We start from the raw sequence: 22,672 nt of genomic DNA, 5'->3' as shown, positions 1-22,672 counted from the left end.
CGCCGACGAGTGGCGTTTCATCGTGACCAACCACCACATCCTGCTGGACGGCTGGTCGACCCCGCTGCTGATGCGTGACCTGCTCGCGCTCTACGCCCTGCACGGCGACGCCACCGCGCTGCCCGCGGTGCGCTCCTACCGGTACTTCCTGGAATGGGTGTCCCAGCAGGACCATTCGGCCTCGGTCGCCGCATGGACCACCGCCCTGGCGGGGGTCACCGAGCCGACGCTGCTGGCCCGCGCCGACGCGAGCCGCGAGATCACCGACCTGTCCGGCGAGTACCACTTCGAGCTGGACGAGGCCGTCACCGGCCGCCTGGTCGCCCTCGCCGCCGAGCTCGGCGTCACCCCGAACACGGTGCTGCAGGTGGGTTGGGCCCTGGTGCTCGGCCGCATGACCGGACGCGACGACGTGCTCTTCGGCACCACCGTCTCCGGCCGCCCCGCCCAGCTGCACGGCGTGGAGTCGATGGTCGGCCTGTTCATCAACACCGTGCCCGTGCGGGTGCGCTACGACGCCGCCGAATCGGTGCGCTCGCTGCTGACCCGCACCCAGGGCGAGCAGGCCGACCTGCTCGACCACCACTACGTCGGCCTGGCCGAGATCCAGTCCGCCGCGGGCATCGGCGGCCTGTTCGACTCGCTGGTCGTCTTCGAGTCCTACCCGGTCGACGCCGAGGGCATCAAGGCGCAGGCCGCCGACATCGACGGCATGGCCGTCACCGGCCTCGACGCCGCCGACGCCACCCACTACCCGCTGACCCTGATCGCCCAGCTGGACTCGCGCCTGCGGATCCGCGCGGGCTACCTGCGCGACCTGTTCGACGAGGCGACCGTGCGCCGCGTCGCGGACCGCCTTGTCCGCGTGCTCACCGCGATCACCGCCGCCCCGGCGGGCCCGGTCGGCGACATCGAATTCCTCGACGCCGCCGAACGCGATCTGGTGGTGCGCGACTGGAACGCCACCGAGCACCCGGTCGACGCGAACGCCACCCTGGTCTCGCTGTTCGAGGCGCAGGTCGCGCGCACCCCGAACGCGCCCGCGGTCAGCTACGAGGGCACCACGCTGACCTACGCCGAGTTCGCGGCGAGGGTCTACCGCCTGGCCCGCTGGCTCACCGACCGCGGCGTCGGCCCGGAGAGCTATGTGGCGCTCGGCATGCGCCGCTCCATCGACCTGGTGGTCGGCATGTACGCGGTGAGCGTGGCCGGCGGCGCCTACGTGCCGCTCGACCCCGATCACCCGGCCGAGCGCACCGAGTACATCCTGGCCACGGCCGACCCGGTCTGCGTGCTGACCTCCGGTGACGATCTCGAGATCGACACCGCCCAGGTCCGCATCGACCTGCTCGACCTGCACGGCTACGCCGAGACCCGCATCGGCTCGGCCGAGCGGCGCACCCCGCTGCGCCCGGGCAACACCGCCTACGTCATCTTCACCTCCGGTTCGACCGGCCGCCCGAAGGGCGTGGCGGTCAGCCACGGCGCGATCGTCAACCGCCTGGTCTGGATGCAGGACGCCTACGGCCTCACCCCGGCCGACGTGGTCCTGCAGAAGACGCCCGCCACCTTCGACGTGTCGGTGTGGGAGTTCTTCTGGCCCTTGCAGGTCGGCGCGCGGCTGGTCGTCGCCAAGCCCGACGGCCATCGCGACCCCGCCTACCTGGCCGAGGTCATCCGCGGCGAGGGGGTCACGGTCACCCACTTCGTGCCGTCCATGCTCGCGGTGTTCGTCGCGGACGCCGCGGCCGCGCACTGCGATTCGCTGCGCCTGGTCTTCGCCTCGGGCGAGGCGCTGCCGCCCAAGCCGGCGCAGCGCCTGCGCGAGCTGACCGGCGCCGCGCTGCACAACCTGTACGGCCCGACCGAGGCCGCGGTCGACGTGACCTTCCACGAGGTCACCGACGCCGACACCGACACCGTGCCGATCGGCGCGCCGGTCCACAACACCCAGGTCTTCGTCCTCGACGCGCGGCTGCGGCCGGTGCCGGTCGGCGTCGCGGGTGAGCTGTACCTGGCGGGCGCCCAGCTGGCGCGCGGCTACGTCGCGCGGCCGGACCTGTCCGCCGACCGTTTCGTCGCCGACCCGTTCGCCGGCGACGGCGCGCGCATGTACCGCACCGGCGACCTGGTGACCTGGACCGAACACGGCGAGCTGGAGTACCTGGGCCGCACCGACTTCCAGGTCAAGCTGCGCGGCCTGCGCATCGAGCTCGGCGAGATCGAGGCCGCGCTCACCGGGCTCGACGAGATCGCCCAGTCGGTGGTCGTCGTCCGCTCCGACGCGCACACCGGCGACCAGCTCGTCGCGTACGTGATCGCCGCGCCGGGCCGCACCGTCGACATCGAGGACACCCGCGAGCAGCTGGCGAACAACCTGCCCGCCTACATGGTGCCCGCGGTGTTCGTCGAACTGGACGCCTTCCCGCTCAACGCCTCCGGCAAGCTCGACCGCAAGGCGCTGCCCGCGCCGGTGTTCGAGGCCGCGGAGTTCCGCGCCCCGACCACCCCGGTCGAGGAGATCGTCGCGGCCACCTTCGCCGACGTGCTCGGCCTGGAGCGGGCCGGCCTCGACGACGACTTCTTCGCCCTCGGCGGCAACTCGCTGAGCGCGACCCAGGTCGCCGCCCGCCTGTCCGCCGCCCTCGAGGTCGACCTGGGCGTGCGCGAACTGTTCGAGGCGTCCACGGTGGCCGCGCTGGCCGCCCGCGCCGAATCGCAGACGGGCGCGGGCACCCGCGCCGCGCTGGTGCCCCAGCAGCGTCCGGCGCTGGTGCCGCTGTCGCTGGCGCAGCAGCGCATGTGGTTCCTCAATCGCTTCGATCCGGACTCGGCGGTGGACAACATCCCGGCCGCGGTCCGCCTGTCCGGTCTGCTCGATCGCCAGGCCCTGCAGGTCGCGGTCGCCGACGTGCTGGCCCGGCACGAATCGCTGCGCACCTACTACCCGGAGGCCGACGGCGGCGCCGCGCACCAGGTGATCGTCCCGACCGGCCAGGTCATCCCCGACCTCGCGCCGATCGACACCACCGAGGCCGAACTGCCGCAGCGGGTCGCCGACCTCGTGCTGACCGCCTTCGACGTCACCGCCGAGGTGCCGTTCCGGGCGCGCCTGTTCGAGATCAGCCCCACCGAGCACGTGCTCGCCTTCGTGGTGCACCACATCTCGGCCGACGGCTTCTCCATGGGCCCGCTGACCCGGGACGTGATGATCGCCTACGGCGCCCGCGTCGACGGCGCGGAACCGGCGTGGCGTCCGCTGGACGTCCAGTACGCCGACTTCGCCCTGTGGCAGCGTGCCGTGCTCGGCGACGAGGACGACGCCACCTCGGTCATCGCCCGCCAGATCGACTACTGGTCCCGGCACCTGGCCGGGCTGCCCGAGCAGCTCGACCTGCCCGCCGACCGGCCGCGCCCGGCCGTCGCCTCGGGCCGCGGCGCCACGCACACCTTCGAGATCGGCGCCGACGTCCACGCCGCGCTGGCCGAGCTGGCCCGCGGCAGGGGCGCGACGCTGTTCATGGTCGCGCACGCCGCCCTGGCCACCCTGCTCTCGCGCCTGTCCGGCGAGGGCGACATCGCCATCGGCACCCCGATCGCGGGCCGCGGCGAGCGCGCCCTCGACGACCTCATCGGCATGTTCGTCAACACCCTGGTGCTGCGCACCGAGGTCGACGGCGCCGAGAGCTTCACCGACCTGCTCGCGCGGGTCCGCGCCACCGACATCGCCTCCTTCGGCCACGCCGACCTGCCGTTCGAGCGCCTGGTGGAGATCCTCAACCCGGCCCGTTCGCAGGCGCGGCACCCGCTGTTCCAGGTCATGCTTGCCTTCCAGAACCATGCCCAGAACAGCCTGGAACTGCCCGGCCTGACCGTCTCGGGCGTCGACCTGCCGATCGATGTGGCCAAGTTCGATCTCCAGGTCGTGCTGACCGAGAAGCCCGCGGATGCGCCGTCGGGCATCGTGGCCGAGCTGATCTACGCCACCGACCTCTTCGACGCGGACACCATGGCCGCCTTCGGCGAGCGCTTCGTGCGCCTGCTGGAAGCCGTTGTGGCCCAGCCGGAACGGGCGGTCGGCGACATCGACCTGCTCGACGATCGAGAACGCGCCCTCGTCCTGGCGGGCTGGGGTGCCGACCGGCCCGTCGCCCTCGGCTCGGGCCGGATCGGCGCCGCCGCCGACGCCACGCTGCTGGACCGTTTCGCCCTCGCGGTCGAGGCCGATCCGTACGCGCCCGCGCTCACCTACGAGGGGACGACTCTGTCCTACGGTGAGTTCTCCGCCCGGGTCAACCAGCTCGCGCGCAAGCTCGTGGACCTCGGTGTCGGCCCGGAAACCCTGGTCGCCCTGGGCATCCGCCGCTCGGCCGACCTGGTCGTCGCCATGTACGCGGTGCTCGCCGCCGGCGGCGCCTACGTGCCGCTCGACCTCGACCAGCCCGCCGACCGCATCGCCTACGTCCTCGAGACCGCGCGTCCCGTCGCCGTGCTCACCACCTCCGCCGACGATTTCGCGCCCGAGGGCGCGCGCACCGTGGCGGTCGACCAGGTCGACCTGACCGGGTACGGCGAGAACGAGCTCACCGACGCCGATCGCCGTGCGCCGCTGCGCGGTTCGAACACCGCCTACGTCATCTTCACCTCGGGTTCGACCGGCCGCCCGAAGGGCGTGGCGGTCTCGCACGCCGCCGCCGCGAACCAGATCCGGTGGATCACCGGCGAATACGACCTGAACGCCGAGGACGTGGTGCTGTTCAAGACGCCGCAGACCTTCGACGTGTCGGTCTGGGAGCTGTTCGGCACCCTGGCCGTCGGCGCCCGCATGGTGATCGCCACCCCGGACGGTCACCGCGACCCGGCCTACCTGGCCGAGGTCGTCGCGGCCGAGGGCGTCACCATCACCTCGTTCGTGCCGTCCATGCTGTCGGTGTTCGCCGGTTCGGTGGAGCCCGCCCAGCTCGCGTCGCTGCGCGCGCTGCTCATCGCCGGCGAGGCCTTCACCTCCGACGTGGTCGCCGCGTTCCGCCGGGTCAGCCCGGCCGCGCTGCACAACCTGTACGGCCCGACCGAGTTCACCGTGCACGCCACCTACGCGCCGGTCGCCGAGGACGTGCAGGGCGCGGTGCCGATCGGCCGCCCCGTGCTGAACGCGCAGGCGTACGTGCTGGATTCGCGTCTGCACCCGGTCGCGCCGGGCGTCGCGGGTGAGCTGTACCTGGCGGGCATCCAGCTCGCGCGCGGGTACGTCGGCCGCGCCGACCTCACCGCCGACCGCTTCGTGGCCGACCCGTTCGTGCCCGGCGCCCGCATGTACCGCACCGGCGACCTGGTTCGCTGGGGTGCCGACGGCGCCCTCACCTACCTGGGCCGCACCGACTTCCAGGTCAAGCTGCGCGGTCTGCGCATCGAGCTCGGCGAGATCGAGGCCGCGCTGACCGCCCACCCGTCGGTCGCCCAGGCGGTCGTGGTGCTGCGCTCGGACGAGCGCACCGGCGACCAGCTCGTCGGGTACGTGGTGCCCGCGGCGGGCGCCGCCGGGACCGCCGACGTCGAGGTGCTCCGCGCGGCGCTGTCCGCGCAGCTGCCCTCGTACATGGTGCCCGCGGCGTTCGTGGTGCTCGACGCCATGCCGCTGAGCGCCAACGGCAAGCTCGACCGCCGGGCCCTGCCCGAGCCGGTGTTCGAGGCGCGCGAGTTCCGCGCGCCGACCACCCCGGTCGAGGAGATCGTCGCCCGCACCTTCGCCGAGGTCCTCGGCCTGGACGGCGACCGCCCGGTCGGCCTCGACGACGACTTCTTCGACCTCGGCGGCAACTCGCTCATCGCCACCCAGGTGGTCGCCCGCCTCGGCGCGGCGCTGAACACCCGGGTGCCGGTGCGGACGCTGTTCGAGGCGCCGAGCGTGGCCGCGCTCGCGGTCAAGGTGGAGAGCCAGGCCGGCAGCGGCAGCCGTCGCGCGCTGGTCGCGGGACCCCGCCCCGAGCAGATCCCGCTCTCGCTCGCGCAGCAGCGCATGTGGTTCCTCAACCGCTTCGACAGCGACACCGCGGTCAACAACATCCCGCTGGCCGTCCGCCTCACCGGCGACCTGGACGTCGACGCGCTGCGCCGCGCGGTCGCCGACGTCGTCGAGCGGCACGAGGTGCTGCGCACGGTGTACCCGGAGACCGCCGACGGCCAGGGCGTGCAGGTCATCCTGCCCGCCGGTGGCGTCGGCATCGCCCTCGAGCCGATCACCGTCACCGAGGCCGAACTGCCGCAGCGGATCAGCGACCTGGTGCTCACCGGGTTCGACGTCACCGCCGAGGTCCCGGTGCGGGCCGAGCTGTTCCACGTCTCCGGGTCGGGTACCGCGCCGGACACCCACGTGCTGGTCTTCGTGGTGCACCACATCTCCGGCGACGGCTGGTCGGTGCGCCCGCTGGCCCGCGACGTGATGATCGCCTACGCGGCGCGCTCGCGCGGCGAGGCGCCCGGCTGGGCGCCGCTGCCGGTGCAGTACGCCGACTTCGCGCTCTGGCAGCGCGAGACCCTCGGCTCGGAGGACGACGCGTCCTCGACCATCGCCCAGCAGGTCGCCTACTGGTCGCGCAACCTGGCCGGGCTGCCCGACCAGCTCGACCTGCCCAGCGATCGGCCGCGCCCGGCGGTCGCCTCCAACCGCGGTGGCGTGCACGAGTTCTCGCTCGACGCCGACCTCACCCGCGGCCTGGAAGCCCTGGCCCGCACGCACGGCGCCAGCCTGTTCATGGTCGTGCACGCGGCCTTCGCCGCCCTGCTGGCCCGGCTGTCCAACGGCGACGACATCGCCATCGGCACCGCCGTCGCCGGCCGCGGCGAGGCGGTGCTCGACGACGCCATCGGCATGTTCGTCAACACCCTTGTGCTGCGCAGCGTCGTCGATCCGGCCCAGCCGTTCGCCGGCCTGCTCGCCGCGACCAAGGACAACGACCTGGCCGCCTTCGGCCACGCCGACCTGCCGTTCGAGCGCCTGGTGGAGATCCTCAACCCGGCCCGTTCGCAGGCGCGGCACCCGCTGTTCCAGGTGATGCTCTCGTTCCAGAACACCGGCGAGGCCTCCTTCGAACTCCCCGGCCTCGAGGTCGCCGGCGTGCCCCTCGACGTGGTGACCGCCAAGTTCGACCTGCACCTCAACGTGTCCGACAAGGTCGGCGCGGACGGCGCGGCCGACGGCATGACGGCCGAATTCGCCTACGCCACCGATATGTTCGACGCGGACACGATCGCTGCCCTGGCCCGCCGCCTGGTGCGGATGCTGACCGCCGTCGTGGCCGACCCGCAGCTGCCGGTCGGCGAGATCGAACTGCTGGACGAGGACGAGCGCCGCCAGGTCGTCACCGGCTGGAACGACACGGCGTTCCCGGTCGACCCCGCCGCGACGCTGGTCTCGCTCTACCAGGAGCAGGCCGCCCGCACCCCGGACGCGATCGCGCTGACGTTCGAGGGGACGTCCCTGTCCTACGCCGAGTTCGACGCACGGGTGAATCGCCTGGCCCGGCACCTGATCTCGCTCGGCGTCGGCCCCGACACCATGGTCGCCCTCGGCATGCGCCGCTCGCTGGAGCTGGTGATCGGCATGTACGCGGTGACCGTCGCGGGCGCGGCCTACGTGCCGCTGGACCCCGATCACCCGGCCGAGCGCACGCACTACGTGCTCGACACCGCGGCACCGGTCTGCGTGCTGACCACCGCCGCCGACGGATTCGACGCGGGCTCGGTGGACACCATCGACATCGCCGCGGCCGACCTGTCGGTGTACGACGCGGGCCCGGTCTCCCAGGACGAGCGGGTCGCCCCGCTGCACCCGGCGAACACCGCCTACGTCATCTTCACCTCCGGCTCGACCGGCCGCCCGAAGGGCGTCGCCGTGCCGCACGGCGCGATCGTCAACCGGCTGGTGTGGATGCAGGACGCCTACGGCCTGACCGCCGACGACGTCGTGTTGCAGAAGACCCCGGCGACCTTCGACGTGTCGGTGTGGGAGTTCTTCTGGCCGTTGCAGGTCGGCGCGCGCCTGGTCGTCGCCAAGCCCGACGGCCACCGCGACCCGGCCTACCTGGCGCGGCTCATCGTCGAGGAGGGCGTGACCACCACCCACTTCGTGCCGTCGATGATGTCGGTCTTCGTCGCCGAGGAGGCGGCGGCCGAGTGCACCGGCCTGCGTACGGTGTTCGCCTCCGGCGAGGCGCTGCCCGCGCCGACCGCGCAGCGCCTGCGCGAGCTGACCGGTGCCCGCCTGCACAACCTGTACGGTCCCACCGAGGCCGCGGTCGACGTGACCTTCCACGAGGTCACCGACGCCGACACCACCTCGGTGCCGATCGGCGCACCGGTCTACAACACGCAGGTCTACGTGCTGGACTCGCGCCTGCACCCGGTCCCGCCCGGGGTGCCCGGCGAGCTGTACCTGGCCGGCGTCCAGCTGGCCCGCGGGTACGTCGCCCGGCCCGACCTGACCGCCGACCGGTTCGTCGCGGATCCGTTCTCCGGCAAGGGCGCCCGCATGTACCGCACCGGCGACCTGGTCACCTGGACCGCGGTGGCCGATGCGGATACTCCGGAGGGCCCTGCGGGGTCACGCTCTGCCACCGCCTCCGGGCCCGCCGGCCGCATCACGCACGGCGAGCTGGAGTACCTGGGCCGCACCGACTTCCAGGTCAAGCTGCGCGGCCTGCGCATCGAGCTCGGCGAGATCGAGGCCGCGCTCACGGCGGTCCCGTCCATCGCGCAGGCGGTGGTCGTCGTCCGTTCCGACGAGCGTCTCGGCGATCAGCTGGTCGCCTACGTCATCCCGGCTCAGCGGGTGCGACCGGCGGGCCAGGAGTCGGGAGCGCAGCGTGACCTCGCGGAGCCCTCGGGAGTTCCCGCGGCGGGCACGGTCGTGAGCATCGACCTCGACGCCGTGCGCGCCGAACTCGGCGGGGCGCTGCCCGGCTACATGGTGCCCACCGCGTTCGTGGTGCTCGACGCCTTCCCGCTCAACGCCTCGGGCAAGCTCGACCGCAAGGCGCTGCCCGCGCCGGTGTTCGAGGCCAAGCAGTTCCGCGCGCCCGCCACCCCGATCGAGGAGATCGTCGCGGGCACCTTCGGCGACGTGCTCGGCCTGGCCCGGGTCGGCGCCGACGACGACTTCTTCGAGCTCGGCGGCAACTCGCTGCTGGCCACCCAGGTCACCGCCCGCCTCGGCGCGGCCCTGGACACCCACCTGGCCGTGCGCGACCTGTTCGAGGCCTCCACGGTCTCGGCGCTGGCCGCCCGCGCCGAGCGCAACGCCGGATCGGGCCGGGTCCGCCCGCGCCTGACCGCGGGGGAGCGGCCCGAGATCCTGCCGCTCTCGCCCGCCCAGCAGCGCTACTGGTTCCTCAACCAGTTCGACACCGCCACCTCGGCCGTCGACAACATCCCGCTGGCCGTGCGCCTCACCGGCGACCTGGACGTCGCCGCGCTGGAACAGGCCATCGGCGACGTGTTCGCCCGGCACGAGATGCTGCGCACGATCTACCCGCGCTCGGCCGACGGCCCGCACCAGGTGATCCTGCCCGTGTCGCAGAGCCGCGCCCGGATCCAGCACATCGAGGTCAGCGAGGCCGAGCTCATCGGCAAGGTCGTCGAATTCGCCATGACCACCTTCGACGTCACCACCGAGGTGCCGCTGGCGGTGGCGCTGTTCCGGCTGAGTGCGTCGGAGCACGTGCTGGCCTTCACCGTGCACCACGTCTCCGCCGACGGCTCGTCGATGGGCCCGCTGGCCCGCGACGTCATGGTCGCCTACGCCTCGCGTGTGCGGGGCGAGGCGCCGCAGTGGACGCCGCTGCCGGTGCAGTACGCGGACTACGCGCTGTGGCAGCGTGCCGTGCTCGGCGACGAGTCCGATCCGGAATCGCTGTCGGCCAAGCAGGTCGCCTACTGGTCGGCCGCGCTGGCCGGCCTGCCCGACCAGCTCGAACTGCCCGCCGACCGGCCGCGCCCGCCCGCGCAGTCGTTCCAGGGCAAGGCGATCAGCTTCGAGATCGACCCGGTCCGCCACGCGGGCCTGCACGAACTCGCGCGGGCCAACAACGCCTCGCTGTTCATGGTCGTGCACGCCGCCCTCGCCGTGCTGCTCGCGCGCCTGTCGGGCACCGAGGACATCGCCGTCGGCACCCCGATCGCGGGCCGCGGCGAGCGCGAACTCGACGACCTCATCGGCATGTTCGTCAACACCCTGGTCTTCCGCACCGCGGTCGACCAGGGCGCGACCTTCGCCGAGCTGCTCGCCGACGTGCGCGAGCGCGACCTCGAGGCCTTCGCCAACGCCGACGTGCCGTTCGAGCGCCTGGTCGAGGTCATCAACCCGGTCCGCTCCACCGCGCGCAACCCGCTGTTCCAGGTCGGCCTGTCGTTCCAGAACCTGGGCGAGACCACCTTCGAACTGCCCGGGCTGACCGTCAGCGGCGTGGAATACGACTCGCAGCTGGCCAAGACCGACCTGCACGTGACCCTCTACGACCGCTACACGGAGGACGGCGACCCGGCCGAGCTGGTCACCGAATTCGGTTACGCCATCGACCTGTTCGACGAGGCCACCGTCCAGGGCTTCGCCGACCGGTTCGTGCGGGTGCTCGACGCCGTCACCGCCGACATCACGGTGCGCGTCGGCGACATCGACCTGCTCGACGCGGACGAGAACGCGCGCATCCTCACCGCGTGGAACGACACCGCGCACGAGGTCGACACCGAGGCCACGCTGGTCTCGCTGCTCGATCGCGCGGTCGCGGCGACGCCGGACGCGGTCGCGCTGGTCGCCGACACCGCCGACGGGCGCGTCGAGCTCACCTACGCCGCGCTCGACGCCCGGGTGAACCGGCTCGCCCGGCACCTGATCGCCGCGGGCATCGGTGTCGAGGACCGGGTGGCGCTGGCCATCGGCCGCTCCGCCGAGCTGGTGATCGCCATGTACGCGGTCGCCCGCACGGGCGCGGCCTACGTGCCGGTCGACCCGGCGCAGCCGGCCGACCGCATCGGCTACATCCTGGAGACCGCGGCCCCGGCCCGCGTCCTCACCACCGCCGCCGACGGCTTCGCCACCGAGGCCGCGCCGGTGCTCGTCCTCGACGAGCTCGCGCTGGAGGCCGTGTCCGACGCGGCGATCACCGCCGCCGAGCGCCGTGGCACGCTCACGCCCGCCAACACGGCCTACGTGATCTTCACCTCCGGCTCGACCGGCCGCCCCAAGGGCGTGGCGGTGCCGCACGGTGCGATCGTCAACCAGTTGCTCTGGGAGACCGCCGCATTCGGCCTCGGCGCCGAGGACGCGATCCTGCTCAAGACCGCCGCGACCTTCGACCTGTCGGTCTGGGAGTTCTGGACCGCCGCGGTGTGCGGCGGCCGGGTGGTCGTGGCCACCGCCGACGGGCACCGGGATCCCGGCTACCTCAACGACCTCATGCGGGACACCGGCGTCACCACCCTGCACGTCGTGCCCTCCATGCTCGACGCGCTGCTCACCGAATCCGCGGGCACCCTTCCGGATTCGCTGCGCCGCGTACTCGCCATCGGCGAGGCGCTGCCCGCGGCGACCGCGCAGCGGTTCCGCGCGGGCAACGCCGCGACCCTGTTCAACCTGTACGGCCCGACCGAGGCGGCGGTGTCGATCACCAGCCACGAGGTCACCGAGGCCGACCGGGTATCGGTGTCGATCGGCGCGCCGGAATGGAACAGCCGGGTCTACGTGCTGGATTCGCGCCTGCGCCCGGTCCCGGCCGGCGTGTCCGGCGAGCTGTACCTGGCGGGCGCGCAGTTGGCGCGTGGCTACTTCGGCCGCGCGGATCTGACGGCGGACCGGTTCGTGGCGAACCCGTTCTCCCCGGGCGAGCGGATGTACCGCACCGGTGACCTGGTGGCGTGGAACGCCGAGGGTGAGCTGGACTATCGGGGCCGCACCGACTTCCAGGTGAAGATCCGTGGTTTCCGGATCGAGCTCGGCGAGATCGAGGCCGCGCTGCTCCGCCTGCCCGAGGTCTCCGCGGCGGCCGTGCTCGCCCACACCGATCCGGTGATCGGCGACCGCCTCGTCGCCTACGTGGTCACCGCGGGCGAGCCGGACAAGCAGGCCCTTGCCGCGGCGCTGTCGGCGGAACTGCCGTCCTACATGGTGCCGTCGGTGTTCGTCGGCCTGGACGCCCTGCCGCTCAACGCCAACGGCAAGCTCGACCGCAAGGCGCTGCCCGAGCCCACCTTCGAGAAGGCGGTCTTCCGCGCGCCGGTCACCCCGGCCGAACAGATCGTGGCGGCGACCTTCGCCGACGTGCTGCGCCTCGGCGCCGACGCCGACAAGCGCATCGGCCTCGACGACGACTTCTTCGCCTGGGGCGGTAACTCCCTGCTGGCGACGCAGGTCGCGGCCCGCCTCGGCGAGGCCCTCGACACCCGGGTGCCCGTGCGCCTGCTGTTCGAGGCGTCCACCGTCGCCGCGCTGGCCCACCGGGTCGAGCAGCTCACCGGCGCGGGCGGCCGCAAGCAGCTGACCGCGGGACCGCGCCCCGAGCACATCCCGCTGTCGCTCGCGCAGCAGCGCATGTGGTTCCTCAACCGCTTCGACACCCAGTCGGCGGCCTACAACGTGCCCGTCGCCGTGCGCCTGAGCGGCGAGCTCGACGTGGCCGCCCTGCGCGCCGCCGTGGCCGACCTGGTCGCGCGCCACGAGATCCTGCGCACGGTCTACCCGCAGACCGAAGCGGGCGCGGCCCAGGTCATCCTGCCGCCGTCGCAGGCGCAGCCCCGTTTCGACGAGCGCACCGTCGCCGCCGATCAGGTGGAAGCCGCTGTCACGGAACTGATCTCGACCATCTTCGACGTCACCGTCGAGGTGCCGTTGCGGGTCGCCCTGTTCCGGATCGAGGACGCCGCGCCCGACGGCGCGACCCGGCCGGCCGGGTCCGTCGCGGGCGAGTACGTGCTGGCGATGGTCATCCACCACATCTCCGGCGACGGCTCCTCGGTCGCCCCGCTGACCCGCGACCTCATGACCGCCTACGCCGCCCGCGCCGCGGGCGCCGAGCCGGGCTGGGCGCCGCTGTCGGTGCAGTACGCCGACTACAGCATCTGGCAGCGCGAGCTGCTCGGCTCCGAGGACGACCCGGAGTCGATGGCCAGCAAGCAGGTGTCCTTCTGGAAGCAGGCCCTCGCGGACCTGCCCGACCAGCTCGACCTGCCCAGCGACCGGCCGCGCCCGGCGACCCAGACCTTCGCCGGATCGAAGGTCGACGTGCGCATCGACGCCGAGACCCACCGGGCGCTGGCCGAACTGGCCCGCGCCGAGGGCGCCACGGTGTTCATGCTCGTGCACACCGCGCTGGCCGTGCTGCTGGCCCGCCTGTCGGGCACCGACGACATCGCCATCGGCACCCCCATGGCGGGCCGTGGCGAGGCCGCGCTCGACGACATGATCGGCATGTTCGTCAACACCCTGGTCTTCCGGACCCGGGTGGACGCGGGCGAGCCGTTCGCCGACCTGCTGGCCCGCCAGCGCGCCGACGACGTGGCCGCCTTCGCCAACGCCGACGTGCCGTTCGAGCGCCTCGTCGAGGTGCTCAACCCGGTCCGCTCCACCGCGCGGCACCCGCTGTTCCAGGTCGGCCTGTCCTTCCAGAACATCTCGCGCGCCGCGCTGGAGCTGCCCGGCCTGACGGTGACCGGCCTCGACGTCGACAGCAACCTGTCGCAGTTCGACCTGCACCTGATCATCGGCGACACCTACGACGAGACCGGCGCCCCGCAGGGCATGGGCGGCGTGCTGACCTACGCCACCGACCTGTTCGACCACGCCACGGTCGAGGGCTTCCTCGCCCGGTTCCATCAGCTGCTCGCCGAGATCGTGGCCGCGCCGCGCACCCCGGTCGGCGACCTCGACCTGCTGACGGCCGCCGAGCGCGCCCAGCTGCTCGACGCCCGCAACGCCACCGACACCGCCGTCGACACCGAGGCCACCCTGGTCTCGCTGCTCGACGCCACCGTCGCCGCCGATCCGAAGGCGGTCGCGCTGGTGACCGACGACGGCGGACAGCTCACCTACGCCGAGCTGGACGACCGGGTGAACCGCCTCGCGCGGCACCTGATCTCCCTCGGTGTCGGCCCGGAGTCGCGGGTCGCGCTGGCCCTGCGCCGGTCGGTGGACCTGGTCGTCGCCATGTACGCCGTCGCCAAGTCCGGTGGCGCGTACGTGCCGGTCGACCCCGACCAGGCGGCCGAGCGCACGAACTACATCCTCGAGACGGCGGCACCGGTCTGCGTGCTGACCAACGCCGAGGCGGAGTTCCACGCGGCGCCCGCGAGCGCATCGCCGGTCGTGTCGCTCGACGAGCTGGACCTGGCGGGCTACCCGGCGAAGCCGGTCACCGACGCCGAGCGGGTCGCCCCGCTGCGCCCGGGCAACACCGCCTACGTCATCTTCACCTCCGGTTCGACCGGGCGCCCGAAGGGCGTCGCGGTGCCGCACGGCGCCATCGCGAACCAGCTGCAGTGGAAGCTGGTCGAATTCGGCATGGACGCCGCCGACGCGGTGCTGCTCAAGACCGCGGCCACCTTCGACCTCTCGGTCTGGGAGTTCTGGTCGGCGGCGGTGTGCGGCGGCCGCCTGGTCATCGCCGCGCCCGACGGCCACCGCGACCCGGCGTACCTGAACGAGCTGATGGCCCGCGAGTGGGTCACCACGCTGCACGTGGTGCCGTCCATGCTCGACGCGCTGCTCGCCGCCGACCTGCCGGACTCGCTGTGGCGGGTGCTGGCCATCGGCGAGGCCCTGCCGGGCGCGCTGGCGCAGCGCTTCCGCGCCGAGCGGCCGCGCATCGAGCTGTTCAACCTCTACGGCCCGACCGAGGCCGCGGTCTCGATCACCTCGCACCGGGTCGGCGCGGGCGACGTGACCTCGGTGTCCATCGGCGCGCCCGAATGGAACAGCCGGGTCTACGTGCTCGACGGCAGGCTCCGGCCGGTGCCCGACGGGGTGTCGGGCGAGCTGTACCTGGCCGGCGCGCAGCTGGCGCGCGGCTACTTCGGCCGCGCGGATCTGACGGCGGACCGGTTCGTGGCGAACCCGTTCTCCCCGGGCGAGCGGATGTACCGCACCGGTGACCTGGTGGCATGGAACGCGGGCGGGGAGCTGGATTACCGCGGCCGCACCGACTTCCAGGTCAAGATCCGTGGTTTCCGCATCGAGCTGGGCGAGATCGAGGCCGCGCTGCTGGCGCTGCCGGAGGTCGCGCAGGCCGCGGTGCTGGCCAAGTCGGATCCGCGTACCGGTGACCGTCTGGTCGCCTACCTGGTCGGCGCGGATGTCGATGTGGCGCGGGTGAAGTCGGCGCTGTCGGGCGGGTTGCCGTCCTACATGGTGCCGGCCGCGTTCGTGGTGCTCGACGCCCTTCCGCTGAATGTCAACGGCAAGCTGGACCGCAAGGCCCTGCCGGAGCCGGAGTTCGAGACCACGGCCTTCCGGGCGCCGTCGACCCCGATCGAGGAGATCGTGGCGCGGGTGTTCGGCGAGGTGCTCTCGGCCGACCGGGTCGGCGCCGACGACGACTTCTTCGCCCTCGGCGGCAACTCGCTGCTGGCCACCCAGGTCGCCGCCCGCCTCGGCGCGGCGCTGGACAGCCGGGTGCCCGTCCGCCTGCTCTTCGAGGCGTCCACGGTCGCCGGGCTCGCGGTGAAGGTCGAGCAGGGCGCGGTGGCAGGCCGCCGCGCGCTGACCGCAGGCCCGCGACCCGACCAGGTGCCGCTGTCGCTCGCGCAGCAGCGCATGTGGTTCCTCAACCAGTTCGACACCGGCTCGGCGGTCAACAACATCCCGGTCGCGGTCCGCCTCTCCGGCGACCTCGACGTGACCGCGCTGCAGCTGGCCGTCGCCGACGTGCTGGCCCGCCACGAGACCCTGCGCACGGTCTACCCGGTGTTCGACGGCACCCCGCACCAGGTGATCCTGCCGGTCGAGGGCAACGTGCCCGACCTGACGCCGGTCGACGTCGCGCCCGACGCGGTGCAGGCGGCCATCGCCGCCGTCATCGCCCACGGGTTCGACGTGGTGGCCGAGGTCCCGTTGCGCGCCAAGCTGTTCCGGGTCACCGCGACCAGCGGGGGCGCGTCCGACGGGTCCGCGTCGTCACGCACCGAAACCGCCGCCGGACACGACGCGGACGGCGAGTACGTCCTCGTCTTCGTCGCCCACCACATCAGCGCCGACGGCTGGTCCATGGGCCCGCTGACCCGTGACGTCATGATCGCCTACGCCGCGCGCGCGGCCGGGACGGAGCCCGGCTGGGCGCCGATGCCGGTGCAGTACGCGGACTACAGCATCTGGCAGCGCGAGGTGCTCGGCTCGGAGACCGACGAACAGAGCCTGCTCTCCCAGCAGGCCGCGTTCTGGAAGCGCGCCCTGGCCGGCGTGCCCGACGAGCTGAACCTGCCCACCGACCGGCCGCGTCCCACGACGCAGTCCTTCGCGGGCGGCCGGGTGATCTTCCCGATCGCCGCCGACGTCCACGCCGGGCTCTCGGGGATCGCCCGGGAGCGGAACGCGACGCTGTTCATGGTCGTGCACACCGCCCTCGCGGTGTTCCTGGCGCGCATGTCGGGCACCGACGACATCGTGGTCGGCACCCCGATCGCGGGCCGCGGCGAGGCCGAACTCGACGGCGTCATCGGCATGTTCGTCAACACGCTGGCCCTGCGCACCCACGTGCGGTCCGAGCTCACCTTCGACGAACTGCTCGGCCACGCCCGCGACGCCGACCTGGCCGCCTTCGCGCACGCCGACATCCCGTTCGAGCGCCTCGTGGAACTGCTCAACCCCGAGCGCTCCACCGCGCGGCACCCGCTGTTCCAGGTGGCGCTGTCGTTCGAGAACCTGCCCGACGCCACCTTCGAACTGCCGGGCCTGCGGGTCTCGGCGGTCGACTTCGACGTCGACACCGCCAAGTTCGACCTGTTGCTCACCGTCCGCGAGGCCGCGGCGGGCGAGGAATCGGGCGCGGGCGCCTACGCCGAGTTCTCCTTCGCCCGCGACCTGTTCGACCAGGACACGGTCGAGGAGTTCGCGCGGCGGTTCCAGCGCCTGCTGGCGGGCATCGTCAGCGACACCACCGTCCCGGTCGGCGACCTCGAACTCCTCGAGGCGGGCGAGCGCGACGCGCTGCTGTCGCGGACCGGCGGCCCGGCCGTGCCCGCGAGCACGCTGCCCGAGCTGCTGGCGAAGGCCGTGGCGGCCAACCCGGACGGCCAGGCCCTCGTCGCGCCGGACAGCACCGGCGGTCGTTCGCTGACCTACGCCGAACTGGACGAGGCGTCCTCGCGCCTGGCCCGGGTCCTGATCGCGCGCGGCGCGGCGCCGGAGACGATCGTCGCCATCGCGATGCAGCGCTCGCTCGACACCACCCTGGCCATCTGGGCGGTCACCAAGGCGGGCGCGGCGTTCCTGCCCGTCGACCCGAAGTACCCGGCCGAGCGCATCGCGCACATGATGAGCGATTCCGGTGCGGCGCTGGGCATCACGATCACCGCCGAGGCCGACCACCTGCCGGCGCCCGCCCTGGGCGACTGGCTGGTGCTCGACGACGCGGCCGTCGAGGCCGAGATCGCCGCCGAATCCGGCGCGCCGATCACCGACGCGGACCGCCGTGGCGCGGTGCGCCCGGCCAACACCGCCTACGTCATCTACACCTCCGGCTCGACGGGTCTGCCCAAGGGCGTCGTGGTCGCGCACGCGGGCGTGCCGAACTTCGCCGCCGCCGAGGTCGCGCAGTTCGGCCTCGGCCCGGACGCGCGCACCCTCGCGTTCGCCTCGCCGTCCTTCGACGCCTCCGTCCTCGAATTCCTGCTCGCCGTCGGCTCGGCGGGCACGCTGGTGATCACCCCGCAGGGCGTCGTCGGCGGCGAGGAACTGGCCGACCTGATCCGCGCCGAGCGGCTCACCCACGTGTTCCTCACCCCGCTGGTCGCGGCGTCGATGGAGCCCGCGGCGCTGGCCGGACTGCAGGCGCTGATCGTCGGCGGCGACAAGGCACCGGTCGACCTGGTGGCCAACTGGCACTCCGCGGCCGCGGACCCGGCGCACCACCGGTTCTACAACGCCTACGGCCCCACCGAGGCGACCATCGCCACCAACCTGTCCGACCCGCTGCTGCCCGGCGACACCATGAACATCGGCGGGCCCATCGCGGGCGCGAAAGCGCTGGTGCTCGACGCGCGCCTGCGGCCGGTGCCCGAGGGCGTGGCGGGCGAGCTGTACCTGGGCGGCGTGTCGCTGGCGCGCGGCTATCACGCCCGCGCCGGTCTCACCGCCGAGCGGTTCGTCGCCGACCCGTACGGCACCGTCGGCGAGCGGCTCTACCGCACCGGCGACGTCGTCGCCTGGCGCACGGTCAACGGCAAGCCGGTCGTGGAGTACGTGGGCCGCAACGACTTCCAGGTCAAGATCCGCGGTTTCCGCATCGAGCTGGGCGAGATCGACGCGGTGCTCACCGCGCACGACGACGTCGACTTCGCGGTGACCATCGGCCGCGCCACCGACGCGGGCGCCACCATCCTGGTGTCCTACGTCCGTGCCGCCGACGGCCGCGCCGCCGACCCGGCCGCGCTGGTCGAGTTCGCCGCCCAGCAGCTGCCCGCGCACATGGTGCCCGCGGCGGTCGTCGTCCTGGACGAGATCCCGATGACCCCGCAGGGCAAGCTGGACCGCAGGGCGCTGCCCGAGCCGGTGCTCGCCCCCCGCGAATTCCGTGCTCCCGCGGGCGAACTGGAGGCGGTCATCGCCGAGGTCTTCGCCGAGGTGCTCGGCGTGGACGCGGTCGGCCTCGACGACTCGTTCTTCGCCCTCGGCGGCGACTCGATCCTGTCGATCCAGCTGGTCTCCCGTGCCAAGGACCGCGGCGTGCTGTTCAAGCCGCGCGACGTGTTCGAGAAGCGCACCGTCGCCGGCCTGGCCGAGATCGCGGTGCTCGCGGGCGAGGCCGAGGACATCGTCCTGGAGGAGCTGCCGGGCGGCGGTGTCGGCGAGATCCCGATGCTGCCGATCATGCGCCAGATCCTGGGCAGCGGCTCCTCCTACGACCGGTTCTCCCAGTCGATGGTGTTGCGCCTGCCCGAGGGCATCGACGCCGACACCCTGCACGCGACCATCGGGGCGGTCTTCGACCACCACGACGTGCTGCGCTCGCGGGTCACCGGCAGCGAGGCGAGCGGCTGGAAGTTCGAGGCGCTCGCGCCGGGCGCGGTCGACGTCGCCCGGCTGGTGCGCCGGGTCGAGGTGCCCGCCGACATCGCCGACGAACAGCTGAGCAAGCTGGCCAGCGGCGAGTTCGACGAGGCCATGGGACGGCTCGATCCCGCGAACGCGGCGATGGTGCAGTTCCTGTGGTTCGCCTTCGAGCCGACCGCATCCGGCGTGCGCCGTCGGGACGTGCTGCTGATCGTCGGCCACCACTTCGTGGTCGACGGCGTCTCCTGGCGCATCCTGATCCCGGACCTCGGCCTGGCCTGGTCGCAGATCGTGTCCGGTCAGCCGGTCGCGCTGCCCGCCAACGGGACCACCATGCGGCGCTGGGCGCACAGCCTGGTCGAGCAGGCCGGTTCGCCCGAGCGCAAGGCGGAACTGCCGTTCTGGCGCGAGGTCTCGGCCACCGCCGACCCGCTGCTCGGCGCGCGGGCCTTCGACCCGGCCGTCGACACCTTCGCCACCGTCGACCGGGTGCAGATCACCCTGTCGCCGGAGGTCACCGACGCGGTGCTCACCGCCGTGCCCGGCCTCTACCACGGCGGGGTCAACGACGGTCTGCTCACCGCGCTCGCCCTGGCCGTGTCACGCTGGCGCGGGGACGCGACCGGCACGCCCTCGACCGCGCCGTCCGACGCGGTGTTGATCAAGCTGGAAGGCCACGGCCGCCAGGAGGAGATCGTCCCCGGCGCCGACCTGTCGCGCACCGTCGGCTGGTTCACCACGGCGTTCCCGGTCCGGCTCGATCTGGCGGGCACCGATCTCGACGACGCCTTCGCGGGCGGCGCCGCGCTCGGCTCGGCGATCAAGGCCGTCAAGGAGCAGATGCTGGCCGTGCCGGACAAGGGCATCGGCTACGGCATGCTGAAGTACCTCGCAGGCGAAGCGGGTCTGCCCTCCGTCGGCCAGATCTCCTTCAACTACCTGGGCCGTATGTCGGCGGGCGAGATCCCCGCCGAACTCGCGGAACTGGGCTGGGTGCCGGTGGCCGACCTCGGCCGTCTCGACGCCGAGATGGACCTGGACATGCCCGCCAACGCGACGCTGGACATCAACGCCATCGTCGAGGACGGTGCCGACGGGCCGCGCCTCGGCGCCAACATCGCGTTCCCCACCGGTCTGCTGACCCGCGACCGGGCCCAGGAGTTCGCCGACCTGTTCGTCGAGGCGCTCACCGCGCTGGCCACCCACGCCCGGCGGCCCGGCTCCGGCGGTCACACGCCGTCGGACATGCCGCTGGTCCGGGTCGGCCAAAGCGACCTCGAGCAGTGGGAACGCGACTACCCCGCCCTGTCGGAGGTGTGGCCGCTCTCGCCGCTGCAGTCGGGCCTGCTGTTCCACGCCATGCTCAGCTCCTCGACCGTCGACGTCTACACCGTGCAGGCCGTGCTCGACCTGACCGGCACCCTCGACGTCGACCGGTTGCGCGGTGCCGCCCAGGCCGTGCTCGACCGGTACCCGAACCTGCGCACCGCCTTCGTCACCGACTCGGCGGGCCAACCGGTCCAGGTCGTCCTCGGCGAGCTCGACGTGCCGTGGAACGAGACCGATCTGCGCGACCTGCCCGCCGACGAGCGCATGCCGCGCCTGCGGGAACTGCTCGCCGCCAACCAGGCACGGCAGTTCGACATGGGCACCGCGCCGCTCATCCGGTTCAGCCTGTACCGGACCGAGGACGAGAAGGCGCACCTGGCCATCACCGTCCACCACATCCTGGTCGACGGCTGGTCGATGCCGCTGCTGCTGCGCGACCTGCTGGTGCTCTACGCGGTCCGCGGTGACCTCACCGCGCTGCCGCGCGTGGCCTCCTACCGCAGCTTCCTGTCCTGGCTGTCGGGCTGGGACCGCGAGGTCTCGCTGCAGGCCTGGGCCGACGCCCTGGCCGGGGTCGAGGGTCCGACGCAGCTCGCGTCCGGCCCGCGCACCGAGGAGCGCTACGAACTCGACAAGATCGTCGTGGAGATCGACGCCGAGAAGACCCGCGCGCTCGGCAAGCACGCGGGCGAGCTCGGTGTCACCGTCAACACGCTGCTGCAGACCGCCTGGGGCATCGTGGTCGGCCGTCTCACCGGCCGCGACGACGTGGTGTTCGGCGCGACCGTGTCCGGGCGTCCGGCCGAGCTGCCGGGCGTGGAATCCATGGTCGGCCTGTTCATCAACACCCTGCCGGTCCGGATCCGCATCGACGACCGGGCCACCGCCGAGGACCTGACCAAGACGGTGCAGGGTGAACAGGCCGAGCTGCTCAGCCACCACTACGTCGGCCTGACCGACATCCAGCGGGTGGCGGGCATCGGCGCGCAGTTCGACACGCTGCTGGTGTTCGAGTCCTACCCGATGGACAAGGACGCGGTCACCGCGGCCAGCTCCATCGACGGCATGCAGGTCACCGGTGTCGGCCTCGACGACGCCACGCACTACCCGCTCACGCTGGTGGTGATGGCCGAGTCGACCATCGAGATCACGATGAAGTACCTGACGAGCACCTACACCGCCGAGGAGGTGCGCACGCTGTCGCGGCGACTGCTGCGCGTCCTCGACGAACTGCTGCTCAACCCGAGCGGCCTGGTCGGCGACATCGACATCCTCGACGCGAGTGAGCGGGCCGAGCTGCTCGCCGAATCCGGTGCGGCCGCGACGGTCTCGGCCGCCGAGCCGGCCGCCCGCCTCGGCGCGCAGACCGTGGCCAAGGTGCTCGGCGAGGTCGTCGAGGCCGACCCGCAGGCGCCTGCCCTGCTGCGCGGCGACAGCGAGATCGCCTACAGCGCGCTGGACCGCAAGTCCTCGCAGCTGGCCCGTGTCCTCATCGGCCGCGGGGTCGGGCCCGGCGACGTGGTCGCGCTGTCGCTGCCGCGCGGCGTGGACTCGGTGCTGGCGACCTGGGCGGTCCAGAAGGCAGGCGCGGCGGTGCTGTTCGCCGGCGGGTTGTCCGGCGTCGAGCTCGCCGCCGCGGGCGCGGCCTACGGCCTGTCGGCCGAGCCCGTCGCGGGCGTGGCGGGCCAGTGGCTGGTGATGGCGGACCTGGAAGCCGAGATCGCCGCCGCGGCGGCGCATCCCGTGTCCTACGCCGACCGGGTGCGCCCGCTCGGCGAGGACGACCCGGCGTTCGTCCTGCTCTCCGGCGACGACACCGAGGTCGTGACGCAGTCCGCCGCCCTGGCGCTGGCCCAGCGCCTGCGCGAGGAACACGGCATCGACTACGAGTGCACGACCTTCACCACCCGCTCCTCCGGCCGCGCCGCGGTCTGGGAGTTCCTCGCCGCCGCCACCGCGGGCGCGCTGTCGGTCCTGCCGGACGGCGAGGTCGCCGACGACCTGGCCGACGGCGAGGTGACCCACTGGTTCGTGGCGGCCGGAGACCCGATCGACGCCGCCGACGGCGAGGTCACGGTGATCGAGGTCGACTGA

Annotated in this window: 1 protein-coding gene (only partly in view); it reads left to right on the top strand. The window is 72.9% G+C overall.

What is annotated here, in order from left to right; translation table 11 throughout:
• The coding region annotated (locus ON36_RS23535; protein WP_043657719.1) for a non-ribosomal peptide synthase/polyketide synthase crosses the window boundary (this coding region is incomplete at its 5' end): on the top strand, positions 1 to 22,672 show 22,672 of its 39,555 nt. Its footprint begins 16,883 nt before the window's first position.

It is taken from the genome of Nocardia thailandica NBRC 100428, from assembly GCF_000308795.1.
Lineage (GTDB): Bacteria > Actinomycetota > Actinomycetes > Mycobacteriales > Mycobacteriaceae > Nocardia > Nocardia thailandica.
This window is presented reverse-complemented; position numbering and strand designations above follow the sequence as displayed.